The organism is Streptomyces sp. NPDC028419 (assembly GCF_055565515.1).
The window spans coordinates 25250-37364 of sequence record NZ_JBVHUE010000032.1 but is presented as its reverse complement, the minus strand read 5'-3'; the positions used below and the strand labels follow the sequence as shown (position 1 = coordinate 37364).

Annotated in this window: 8 protein-coding genes; 2 read left to right on the top strand and 6 right to left on the bottom strand. The window is 73.5% G+C overall.

All coding sequences use genetic code 11. The features are described from left to right. The first annotated feature begins 10 nt into the window (after nucleotides 1-10). Nucleotides 11-889 (top strand): hypothetical protein, encoded by an 879-nt coding sequence (locus ACZ4UB_RS30600; protein ID WP_468075122.1) that lies wholly within the window; start codon nucleotides 11-13, stop codon nucleotides 887-889. Nucleotides 890-1110: 221 nt separating this feature from the next. Here the strand turns inward: ACZ4UB_RS30600 and ACZ4UB_RS30595 are convergent, their stop codons facing one another. The 3 genes from ACZ4UB_RS30595 to ACZ4UB_RS30585 form a co-directional block, all read right to left on the bottom strand. Further along, complete coding sequence (locus ACZ4UB_RS30595; protein ID WP_468075120.1) at nucleotides 1111-3033, bottom strand: flavin monoamine oxidase family protein; 1923 nt, start codon at nucleotides 3031-3033, stop codon at nucleotides 1111-1113. Between the two features lie 233 nt (nucleotides 3034-3266). Then, nucleotides 3267-4034, bottom strand: coding sequence for a bestrophin-like domain (locus tag ACZ4UB_RS30590; protein WP_468075118.1), 768 nt, complete (start codon nucleotides 4032-4034; stop codon nucleotides 3267-3269). Nucleotides 4035-5640: 1606 nt separating this feature from the next. After that, nucleotides 5641-7122, bottom strand: coding sequence for an MFS transporter (locus ACZ4UB_RS30585; protein ID WP_468075116.1), 1482 nt, complete (start codon nucleotides 7120-7122; stop codon nucleotides 5641-5643). Between the two features lie 157 nt (nucleotides 7123-7279). Here ACZ4UB_RS30585 and ACZ4UB_RS30580 point away from each other — a divergent pair, with 157 nt between their 5' ends. Beyond that, nucleotides 7280-7927, top strand: a complete 648-nt coding sequence (locus tag ACZ4UB_RS30580; RefSeq protein WP_468075250.1) for a TetR/AcrR family transcriptional regulator — start codon at nucleotides 7280-7282, stop codon at nucleotides 7925-7927. Between the two features lie 33 nt (nucleotides 7928-7960). Here ACZ4UB_RS30580 and hemC read toward each other — a convergent pair whose 3' ends face one another. From hemC to ACZ4UB_RS30565, 3 genes are all read right to left on the bottom strand, one after another. Beyond that, nucleotides 7961-8893, bottom strand: coding sequence for a hydroxymethylbilane synthase (gene hemC, locus ACZ4UB_RS30575; RefSeq protein ID WP_468075114.1), 933 nt, complete (start codon nucleotides 8891-8893; stop codon nucleotides 7961-7963). Nucleotides 8894-9247: 354 nt separating this feature from the next. Next, nucleotides 9248-11206 carry an IPT/TIG domain-containing protein gene (locus ACZ4UB_RS30570; protein WP_468075112.1) on the bottom strand — a complete coding sequence of 653 codons (1959 nt, stop codon included), beginning with the start codon at nucleotides 11204-11206 and terminating at the stop codon, nucleotides 9248-9250. A gap of 359 nt (nucleotides 11207-11565) precedes the next feature. Further along, the gene (locus ACZ4UB_RS30565; RefSeq protein ID WP_468075110.1) at nucleotides 11566-12087 is read right to left on the bottom strand and encodes a MarR family winged helix-turn-helix transcriptional regulator; all 522 of its coding nucleotides are present in this window, start codon (nucleotides 12085-12087) and stop codon (nucleotides 11566-11568) included. Nucleotides 12088-12115 lie beyond the last annotated feature (28 nt).

The window sequence follows — 12115 nt, the reverse complement described above, 5'->3', positions numbered from 1 at the left end:
GGCAGGCGACATGCGCGACACCAGCGACACCGAAACGTCCAACAAGCGGGCGGTCACTCGCTCCTCCCGTCTGGCCCTCGTCATCGCCATGAGCGCGTCCGCGCTGCTGTCCGTCGTCGGTCCGACGCACGCGGCCCCCGCCAAGGACCCCCTCCCGGCCGACATCCCCGACTACCAGGCCGCCCTCGACGCGGTGAAGTCCGCCGAGGTCCTCAACACCGTCTGCCGTTTCCTGCGCACCCCGGTGCCCAACGGCGCCGGCGGCCCCGTGCAGTCCATCCCCGAAACGGCCGAGCCGTGCCAGGGCCTGCCGGCCTTCACGATCAAGGACCCGGTGGCGCGGAACGAGATCACCCCCGGGTTCGTCGCGGGTACCGCGAAGCCCCTGCCCATCGAGGCGATCAGGCTGACCCAGCTGGTCTCCTCGCTGAGCGCCACCGTCAACGGCCGCAACGCCACCGTCGTGCTCGCCCCCACCCAGGGCGGCGGCTGGCACCTGGCGGCCGTGAGCGACGGCGACAGCGACGCCACCTACGCCGGCAAGGCCACCCTGGGCACGCTGGTCTTCACCGAGCCGCAGATCCGCGGCTGGTACCAACTCAAACTCACCACCGTCGAGCCCCTCAACGACCAGGCGCGGCAAGGACTGGACGGCCAGGCATCGGTGTCGCTCAGCGACTACCAGAAGCTGGTCAAGGCCCGCTACGCCGACAAGCTCCCCGGCTCGGAGTACGCCACCAAGGGCTACTCCAGCGGATACGGCCTCCAGCACACGCGGGACGACACCTCGTCCTCCGCCCTGCTCCTCGCCAGCGGTTCCAGCGCGGCACTCGCGCTGGCGGCCGGCGCCGTCGTGCTCCGCCGGCGCCGGCGGGCAAGCACGAACTGAGCCCGGCCCCGGCCCACCACCGCGGTCCGTCCCGGCAGCCGGCCGGGACGGACCGCGGTGGCGTCCGGCCGGAGGCCGAGATCGGGGCGGTGCCGGCCGCACACGGATCCACCGGCCGGAGAAGCGCAATCGTGTCGGCCCCGCCTACACCATGGGCCGGGCCGCCGAGATGCTCGGCACCCGGTACCCGCACGCCCTGGGGGCAGGCCTGCCGCGGTGGCTCATCGGGCCGCGGGCCTCGGAGCCGTGTGGACCTGGAGGGCGGCGCGAACCGCGGACTCCAACGCGCCTTCGATCCAAGCGGGCTTGAGCGAGGTGTGGTCGCCGGCGAAGTGGAGGGAGCCCTCGGGGGTGGCGATGTCGGGGAAGAGTTCCGTGTGCTGGCCGGGCAGCAGGACGGACGCTTCGCCGTACGCGTAGGGATCCCGGGCCCAGCTCTGGGTCCGCCCGGCGCCCGTGTAGAAGACCTCGATGCGCTGGCCGTAGATCTCCTGCAGGCCCGCCAGGGCGTGCGGGTACCGGGTGTCGTCGTCGAGGGCGTCCCAGCGGCCGGCGTCGTCGGCCCAGGTGTAGGAGGCGAGGACGACTCCGCCGGGGCTGCCGGGTACGCGGTGGGAGGGGTTGAAGGTGAACCGGTTGGGGTTGTCGCTCACCGAGCCTCCGCCCAGGCTCGCCACGGCTCCGGGCTGGTCCCGGCCGACCGTTCGATAGGCGGCGTAGTAGGTGCGCTGCCCGGCGGTGAGGAACTCGCCGGTGACGGAGTCGTGCCGGCCCAGCAGGCTTCCGTCGGCCGACGCGCGGCCCGTCTGGTAGGCGGCGTACAAGTCCGCGTCGATGGTGGCGAGTTCGCGCTTCCAGTCGGCCTCGCTGAACTCCCACCAGCGGCGGCTGAATTCGAGCAGGACCTTGGTGGCGTTGTCGTAGTGGAGCTCGGTGACGGCCCTGCGCTTGCCGTACGACATGAGGGGGGCGACCTGGACGTGCCGCAGTCCGGAGAACGGGACGGTGATGACGGCGAGGTCCGCGGTGAACTGCTCCCGGTCGGGTGTCCCGTCGCGCCCTTCGGAGACCGTGTCGAGCCAGACGTGCGGCCCCTTCGCGCTCACGTGCGGGGTGTCGGTGTGGGGCCGGGACGGGTCCCAGTATTCGATCCGGGTGACGCGCCGGTCGAAGCGGACGCAGTCACGCACCTGCTCCAGCAGGGCGTCGGGGAGGGTCGCCGTGCCGCCGCTCAGCTCCCAGAAGGCGGTGTCGGGGCTGATGAGGGCCGCGTCGAGGAAGCTGTGCAGGAACGAGAGCGGCAGCCGTGACGTGAGGTTCTCCAGGCAACCGATCAGGTCGATGGTGCCGGCGTCGAGTTTGGCGTACTCGCTCAGGAAGCGGTACATAGACCAGTCCCCGAAACGCTCGATGACCCGCGCCCAGCCGGCGATCAGCTGCTCGACCGGCTTGTCGACCCGGCGGCCATCGGAGCCGACGGTGCTGAACTCGTCCCGCACCGGGGCCAGCGCATCGCTGAGGATCTTCGCGGACGGGACGTCCCACAACGCCTTGGGCACACCGAAGGAACGATTCACCCGCTGGGGAGCGCGCGCGTAGTCGCCTCGGCGCACGCGCATGCCGTTGACGTGGATCCAGGTCCGTTCGGCGCGGGTGCCGTCCGCGTTCTCGTCGACGAGGCGGAACTTCTGCCGCTTCAGGTCCAGATGGGCGATGAGCGCCGTCACGAGCCGGTGGCTCTCCGGGATGCGCATGGCTCCGGCCTCGGCGTACTGGCGCGGGTCGGCGAACGGCTGGGCGGCGCCCTCGTGGCCGCCCGTACGGAACGTCTTGATCCGGCCGCCCGCACGGTTGCCGTTGGCCTCCACGAGCGTGACCGCGTGGCCCGCCCTCTTCAGCAGCAGTGTCGTCACCAGCCCCGCCGGGCCGGCGCCCACGACCAGCACCTTCTTCGGCGGGGCCGAGGACCGCGGAAGCCCGTCGCCGACCAGCACGCGCAGGTAGGAGGGAATGAGGTCGTGGCCGTCGGGGCCGCGCATCAGCAGCGCCTGTGCGAGCTGGACGCCCTGCCGGGACGGCGCGGACGGCGGGGCGAGCCGCGTGTGGCCCGCGGCCGCGGTCGGCGCCGAAGCGACGGCGGCCATGGCCGCCGCCGCCGCGGAGCCGAGGGTGAAACCTCGCCGGGAAAGGGAACCGGGCCCGGCGGACCCGCCGGAGGACTGTGCTGATCGATTGGCTCGCATCGCAACACCATGCACCGCCGACGTCGACGAGCCGTTGGCCACACTGCCGTGCGCCAGCGCTTTAGCCCGGTCAGCTCAACGGGATTCCACCTCGGTGAGCGGACGGCGGCTCGCGGACTGCGCGCACCCGCCCGCTACTTGGCCGCGTCGAGCTGGTCGAAACGCGTCAAGGCCTGGAGGTAGGCGTCCGGTTCGATGCCCAGGGGCGGGGCGAAGGAATGCTGGAGGACGGACACCAGGTACACACCGAACCCGAGCACGGTTCCGAGCAGCACCATCACCAGCATGTGCCGGGGACCGGCGTTGATGCCCACCAGGGCCGGGAAGAGGACGACCAGCAGAGCCGTGGCGATCAGGGCGTAGGAGATCGGCTCGGGGACGGCCCACCGCATGTCGCTGGAGCGCTGGTTGCGTGCCGTGACCACGGCGTCCAACGAGGTGGTGACGGTGTCCATGGCGGCCTGCTGCTCCTGGCTCGTGCCCGGGGTGCGGGCGCTCGTCAGCCGCGCCTGGTCGAGCAGGCCGGCGGCCCGCGGGCTCATCTGCCGCTCGCGCATCATGAGCCATTCGGGGCCGGCCACCTCCGCGGTGTACTGGCGCAGTTGCCGACGGGCCCGCAGGCGTACGGGGTCGGCGAGTTCGTGGCTGTCGGCGTAGGCGGCTTCGAGCCCGCGGGCCTCTTGGTAGGTGTGGTCGCTCGCGGCGTTGCGCTGTTGCCATGAACTCGCCACCAGGAACGCCGCGGTCAGCACGAAGAGCGCCAGCGTGGCGCTGCCCACGAAGCCCAGCGCCGGCGCTTCCAGGTGCGCCTTCCGCGACGCCTCACTGCGGGAGAGCGCCCATGTCAGACCACATGCGGTCACCGCCCCCACGAGGGCGAACCAGATGCCCGGACCGAACATGTCAGTCGTCCTTCCCACGCGAGGTCGCTTTGCGCGATTCGAAGCTCATCGCCGCCAGGAGAGCGGGGATGAGCACGATCAGGAGGGTCAGGACCGCCCAGTCCACGCGGTCCATGAGCGTCTCGCGCCGTGGCGACGACGGTTGGTGACGGGACAGGGCTCGGCCGGGCGGGGGCGGGTGCGCGGGCGACACCGCGCCGGGCGTGGCCGGCGGCCGGGCAGGCACCCGGGCCGGGGGGTTCGCGTTCAGAAGGAACTGTCGGCCCGGCGCGGTGGGCGCACCGGGAGGCTGCAACACGGCGCCCGCGACGGCCTCCCCGGCCCCGGCGCCCGGCACCTGCCCGGGGCCGGCCCCCGGCGGTACGCCGCCGGGGGTGGTGCCGGCGGGAGGCGCGGCGACACCGGGAGGCGCGACCGGGGTCGACGCGCCGGGGCGAATCGATTCGCCGGGCGGGCGCGGCGCACGGGGAGGGCGCTGCGCCCGGGGAGGCCGCGGTGCCCTTGGCGGGCGAACTTTCCCCGGCGTGGCGGGCGTGCGGGAGGGTCCGGGGCTCGGGCCGCCGGGCGGAGCGGGCGGCCGGATCGCGCGGGGCGGAGCGGGTACGACGTACTCGGCCGCGGCCTCGGCGGCGAGAGGCAGCGGCGGAAGGAGCGAACCCGTGGAGGACACGGCGCGGTCCGCCGTGGTGCCGGTCGCCCGGGCCACTGATCCGTGCCGGCCCGGCCCGGCCGGGGCAGGGGCCCAGCAATCGACGCTCCCGCCGGGCAGCAGACGGCCCGGAAGTCCCGCCCCGCCGGAGCAGCGCAGCGCACCGGCGTTCCCGAGCAGGGGGTCGTTCAGCCGGAGGTCGTCGAGACGGGTGGGACCGGCGTACAGCAGGCGATAGGAGAGACGTTTCTGCGAGGCGGAACGCTGGAGCACCAGGGCGGAGTGATGGGCCTCGTAGCCCGCCTGGGCATCGGCGCTGCCATCCGGGAGTCCCTCCCATGCCGCGACGCCCGTCGCCGTGACACGGACGGGGTGAGGGCCCGCCGAGGCCACGATCTCCGCCCGGCAGGTCATGGTCCCCAGGGGCGCCAGCGAAGGCTCGGGGCACCGGGCGCGTCCACCGGGGGCCTGCGCGTCGCGCACCTCCAGGTCGTCCAGGCCGTACTCCGCGTAGTTGCGCAGCCGGTACACACGGACGAGGCGCTGCCCGACGCGGACATGCACCCCTGGCCGGGACACGGTGTTGGTCGCGACCGAGAGCCGCAGCACGCCACTGTCCGAGCCACCCCTCGGCGCAGCCCCGAGCAGGCACCCCAAGAGGCCCAAGGAGAGGACCACCTGCCCAGTGCCCGACAGATTCCGGCGATAACCCATGACGGCATTATGGGATCCCGAAGATCCAATCCCCGGTTCGGCACGCGCACGGCCCGGGCCACCATGCCGACGCCCTCCGCCCCCGGGGGCGGAGCCCCGTGGCCTTCTCCTCCGGGGATGCGGGGGCCCGCACCGATCTCGACGACGTCGGCTCCGCCGATGACCCCGCCGTTCGGCTCGTTGACGGGGTCGGCGACTTCCCATCCCCGGGCGCCGACGGGCGCGCGGCCTGCCGGGTCGGACTCACCCGCCCGTCGGGTCGGGGCGGGTTTCCTCGGACGAGTGGGAGTCGGTCAGGCTCAGTGCGCCGCCCGTAGCGATCACTCCGACGACGACCGCGAGCAGCGCGTACGTGACGCGCTCGCCGTGGAAGAACGAGGCGACCAGCTCACCGCTCCAGGTGCCGTCCGGGAGCCGGGTCGTGACCAGCAGGGCGATCAGCGTGCCCACCACGGCGGTGCCGAGGCTGGAGCCGACTTCCTGGGCGGTGTCGTTGAGGGCCGCGCCGATGGAGGTGCGGTTGCTCGGCATGGCGTCGACGAGCGCGACCGCGCAGATCGTCATCACGGTGCGCAGCCCGACGGTCATGACCACCATGCAGACCGCGATGACGGCGTACCCGCGATCGACGCCCCAGGCGAGGCCCGCGAGCGACCCGGCCAGGCAGGCCGCGCCGATCAGGCAGGCGATCCGGTGGCCGAACCGGCGTGCCAGCCACTCCGAGAGGGGGGTCGCGGCGAGCATCGTCACGATGATCGGCAGGTTGGCGAGGCCGGCCCGCACCGGGCTCCACCCGTAGGCGTACTGGAAGTGCAGGATCAGCCCGAACATCACGCTGGCCATCGCGATGGACGTCCCGATCTGGGCGAGGGCGGCGCCGCGCACGGCGCCGTTGGAGAAGAGGCGCAGGTCGAGCATGGGCGCCGCGCTCCGGCGCTCGTGCGCCACGAACGCGACCGCGGCCACGACGGCGCCCGCGATCGAGGCGAGGGTGATGGCCGAGGCCCAGCCGTGCTCGACACCGCTGGTCAGCGCGTAGCAGGCGAGCCCGATGGCGCTGACGCTGAGGAGGGCGCCCGGCAGGTCGAGCCGGTCGGAGGTCAGGTCCTCGGGGCGGTCGGCCGGGACGCCGAGCCGGACACCGACGCATGCGACGAGCGCGATCGGAGCGTTGACGACCAGCAGCCACTCCCACCGGACGTGCGCCAACGCGGTGCCGCCGAGCAGCGGCCCGAGCACGAACCCGGACATGCCGACGACGATCATCACCGTCATGGCGCGCATCCGTAGGGCCTTGTCGTCGAACAGGCGGAAGACCAGCGAGTTCGTGATCGGGGCCATCGCGGCGGCGGCGACACCGAGCAGGGCGCGCAGGGTGATGAGCTCGCCGGCCGTGGTCACGAAGACGGCGCACAGGCTCAGCGAGCCGAACACGGCGAGTCCCACCAGCAGCACCCGGCGCCGGCCGAGCCGGTCGGCCAGCGATCCGGCGGTGAGCAGCAGTCCGCCGAAGGTCAGCGAGTACGCGCCGGTGACCCACTGCAGCGCGGTCGTGCCGCCGCCTATGTCGCGGCCGATCGTCGGCAGTGCGACGGAGAGCAGCGTGTTGTCGACCATCTCGACGAAGAACGCCAGGCAGAGGGCGGCGAGGGGGATCCATGCGGCGCGCAGGGACGGATACCCGGACGGTGTCCGGGGCGGCGAGGGTGATGTGGCGGTCTTCATACGTTCCTCCGATCGAACGCGGTTCGAGTATCGAACGGCGTACGATCGGGTACGATAGAACAACGTTCGATGAGAGGCAAGACGCGAAAGGATGGACGCCATGGAGCGCCCGCAGAACCGTCGGGGCGGCGCGACCCGCCGACGCGCCTCGCATTCGATGGAGGCCGTACTCACCGAAGCGGTGGCCCTCCTCGACGAGGCCGGGGCGCCCGCGCTGACGTTCCGGGCGCTCGCACAGCGCCTCGGCGGCGGCGTCGCCAGCATCTATTGGTACGTCGCGAGCAAGGGCGAGCTGCTCGACCTGGCCACCGACCACGTGATCGGCGCGGTGTTGGTCGACATCGAGGCGCTCCCGGGCGGCGACGACCCCATCGAGGACCTCCGCGAGATGGCCGTGACCCTGTTCGACGCGATCGTGAAACGCCCCTGGCTCGGTGCGTACTTCATGCGCAACACCTCGCTCCAGTCGAACTCCCTGCGCCTGTACGAGGAGCTCGGCCGCCCGACCCTGCGCCTCGATCTGACGGCGCGCCAGCGCTTCCACGCGGTCTCGGCTGTCGCGGGCGTGGTCGTCGGCTCCGCCGTCGACCTGGGCCAGGAGCCGCCCCAGGAGGTCCTCGACGGCGCCACGGACCGCGACGAGTTCCTCGGCCGGTTCGCCCAGGCCTGGCGCGAGCTCGACCCCGAGGAGTTCCCGTTCGTCCACGAGATCGTCGACGAGTTCGACGGCCACGACGACGCGGAGCAGTTCCGCTCGGCCCTGGACCTCACCCTCGCGGGCCTGCGCCTGCAAGCCGGGGCCTGACGCGCGGCGGCGCGCCGGCGCCCAGAGGGGGGATCAACCCCGCCTGATCCGCTCCAGGACGTCGGCGGCGCCTTGAGCGAGGAGATCGTCCGCGACGCAGGCGCCGAGCTTCTCCGGGGCGTCGATCGGTCCCCGCCCCGACGCCGTGACCTGCCGGGCGCCGTCCAGGGAGGTCACGGTGGCGCAGAGGTGGAGGAGCCCGTCGGGGCCCACCCGCCCCCAGGCTCCCACCGGCACCGAGCAGCCCCCGTGCAGCTCCGCCAGCAGGGCGCGCTCGGTACGTACGCACGCGTCGGTCCGCGGATCTCCCGTCCGCTCCAGGAGCCTCGCGGCCGGGGAACCGGCGCGGACCTGGATGCCGAGCGCGCCCTGTCCCGGGGACGGCGGGAAGGCGGCGGGATCGAGGACTTCGCGCACCTCGGGCATCAGGCCGAGCCGGTTCAGGCCGGCCGCGGCGAGCACCACCGCGTCGAGGCCGCCCCTGGTCGTCCGGGCGAGGCGCGCCGGAACATTGCCGCGGATCGGAACCACCTCCAGATCGGGCCGCAGCGCGAGCAGTTGAGCCACCCGGCGCGGAGCCCCGGTTCCGACCCGGGCCCCCTTCGGGAGGCCGTCGAGCGTCGCCCCGCACAGGACGTCCCGTACGTCCTCGCGCGGGCCGGGGGTGGTCAGCAGCAGGGTGCCCTCGCGCACGGAGGTGGGGAGGTCTTTGAGCGAATGCACGATCACGTCCACCCGCCCGGACACGAGCGCCGCTTCCTGGTTCGTGGAGAAGGCGCTCCCACCAGCGGTCCTGGCCACCTCGGCGAGCGTGGGTGTCACCCGGTCCTGATCGCCGCCTTCGAGGATGGTCTCCCGTTTGAAGGTGACGTCGGGGAACTGTTCGGCGATCGGCGCGAGCCACTCCGCGACCTGGGCCCTGGCCAGCCTGCTCGCCCTGGAGCCGATTCGAATCACGTCACCCATTCGCCCAACTCCACGCGTTCGAGACCTTGTTGGGCACCCATGCTAGGGGCGCCGGCTGCCTCGGCTTTCCGACAGGTTGTCACCAAGAGGAGGCCCTCTCGGCGCAACCTCCGCACTGGGGGCGTACCGGGGGGGGGGGGGGGGGGGGGGGGGGGGGGGGAGCGGGGGGGGGGGGGGGGGGGGGGGGGGGGGGGGGGGGGGGGGGGGGGGGGGGGGGGTGCGGGGGGGGGGGGGTGGGTTCCGTCGTACACCCCCCCCCCCCCCCCCCCCCCCCCCCCCCCCCCCCCCCACCCCCGCGCCCCCCCCCCCCCCCCCCCCCCCCCCCCCCCCCCCCCCCCCCCGGCGGGGGAGGGGTTACGGGCAGGTGGCCAGGACGATGGAGATGACGGTGCAGGTCGCGGTGCCGGTGTCGTTGGTCGGGATGGTGTCGACGGGTGCGGAGGCGGTGCGCTGGCCGGTGACCTGGACGGGGCCGAGGGACAGGAGGTTCAGCGGGACGCGGAAGGACTTCACGGCGCTGGCGCCGTTGGCGATGCCGCCGTAGGCGCACGTCACGTGGCCGGCCGTGCTGGTGCAGCCGGAGGAGAGGGCGGTGGCGCCGGCGCCGGGGGGCAATGTCGCGGTGAGGGTGGCCGAGGTGACCGGGTCGGGGCCGTTGTTGCGGGCGGTCAGCGTGTAGGTGAGGTAGGGCACCAGGATGCCCAGGTGGGGCTGGCCGGTGACGGTGACGGCGATGTCGGCGGCGGGGTCGGCGTAGGTGAACCGGTCCGCGCCGCTGGTCGGGCTGGTCCCGCCGGGCGTGGTGACCTGGACGTCGACCGTGCCCGCCGCGTGCGCCGGGGACGTGGTCGTGCAGGTGGTGTCGGTCGGGCAGGACACGGCGGTCGCCGGGTTGCCGGTGCCGAAGGTGAGGGCGGTGGTGCCGCTCAGGCCGGTGCCGGTGACGGTGACCGGGGTGCCGCCGGCGGTGGGTCCGCTGCCGGGGCCGACCGCGGTCACGGCCGGCCGGGCGAAGTAGGTGAACCGGTCGGCGGCGGACGTCGGGCTGGTGCCGGCCGGGGTGGTGACCGTGACGTCCACGGTGCCCGCGGCGTGGGCCGGGACGGTCGCGGTGATGGTCCGGTCGTTGACGACGGTGACACCGGTGGCCGGGGTGGCGCCGAAGCGTACGGCGCGGGCGCCGGCCAGGCCGGTGCCCGTGATGGTGACGCTCGCCCCGCCGGAGGCCGGGCCCTGGCCGACGCTGAGGCCGGTCACGGCCAACGGCGCGGGAGTCACGGCGATGCCGAACGGGGTGTTGCCCACCGGGACGATGCCGGTGACCGTGTTGGTGGCGGTGTCGATCACCGAGACCGTGCCGGCGCCGGAGTTGGCGACGTAGGCGTTGCTGCCGAGGGGGTCGGCGACGACGGTGACGGGCGCGCTGCCGACCGGGACGGCGCCGGTGACGGTGTTGGTGGCGGTGTCGATCACCGAGACCGTGTTGGAGTTCGCGTTGGCCACGTAGACGTGGGCCCCGTCGGGGGTGGTGGTCACCCCCTCGGGCCCGCCGAAACCACCGATGATGGCGGTGATGGTGTCGGAGGCGGTGTCGATCACCGAGACGCTGTTGCTGTTGAAGTTGGCGACGTAGGCGTGGGCTCCGTCGGGGGTGACGGACACGGCCGCGGGCGTCCTGGCACCGGAGTTGGTGAGGGTGGCGGTGACCGTGCTGGTGGCGGTGTCGACGACCGAGACCGAGCTGCCGACGAAGTTCGCCACGTACGCCTTGGCCCCGCCGGGGGTGAACGCGATTCCGAAGGGCTGGCTGCCGGTGGCGAACGTCGCGGTGACCGTGCTCGTGGCGGCGTCGATCACGGTGATCCCGCCGACCCCCGTGGCGACGTTGTTGCCGACGTAGACCAGGGAGCCGTCCGGGGAGACCGCGAGCGGGCCCGGTACCTGGCCGACGGGGACGGTGGCGGTGACGGTGTTGGTGGTCGTGTCGATGACCGAGACGGTGTTGTCCCCGTCGTTGGCGACGTACACGCGGGAGGTGTCGGGGGACTCGGCCACCCCTTCGGGGAACCGGCCGACGGGGATGGTCGCGGCGACCGTACCGCTCGCGGTGTCGATGACCGAGACCGAATTGCCGCGCAGGTTCGTGACGTAGGCCATCCGGCCCCCGGCGCTCGCCTGGGCGGGCGTCCCGGCCAAGGCGGTCAGGCCGGTCAGGACCAGGGCGGCGGAGCAGGCCGCGGCGATCAGGGGCCGGTGCCGGGAGCGGTGCGTCCGGCGCGAAGGCCATGCTCCGGGCGTACGAGAAGGCGTCACTGCCTCTCCTTCCGAGGGCCGCACCACGACGGCGGGAACCGGCGGGCCCCGGGAAACCGCGGCGGTGCGGTCGCACAGGACGGACCCGCCGGCCACGGCATGCACACCGCCCGGCTGCTCTCCCGCCCCCCGCACCGCCAGCGCAGCCCGTCCGGGCTGCGACAGCAGGCGACTCGCGCACCCGCGGAATGGGGCACGGCGAAGCCCTGCCATGGTTTCAACGATCCGCGGATCGTGCGGCCACTTGTCGAACTGAACCGAAGATGACCGAATCGGTCTTTTTTTGGCAGATATTGACGTTCGAGAGGGGTGGGCGTGCCCGCCGGCCCCGCGCCCCACGCGGCCCTGCGACCTTCCGGTCAGGCCGTGCGGGGCGGCGCCGTCCGCTCGCGGGCCAGTCGGAGCGGGGTGCCGACCGCCGCGCAGAATTCGGCCAGGCCCACCGCCAGCGCGGCGCGGGAGGCGGGCGACATCGTCCCCATCGCCGCGGCCAGTGCCTCCTGCCGACGGGCGCGCAGGTCCGCGAGGTAGGACCGCCCGGCGGGCGTCAGGGCCAGCAGGACCTCTCGGCGGTCGTCCGCCCCGGGGTGCCGCTCGACGAACCCGACGGCCTGGAGGCGGTCGCAGAGCCGGGTCACCGACGGAGGGGCGGCCTCCAGCAGCCGCCCCAGTTCCCGCAGGTTCATCTCCCCGTGCCCGTCGATCAGGAACAGCACACGCGCCTGCGCGGAAGAGACGGGCGGCGCGCTGGCCGTGTCCCGGCCGCGCTCCCAGATGACCGCCAGCATCTCGATCAGCTCGCTCGTCTCCGCCACCGCGGCTTCCGCGCCTTCCGTGGCTGCCACGACGGGCCGGGCGGAGCGGACCTGCCGCTGGCTCATGTGACACTCCCTACCGGACATTCGTGCA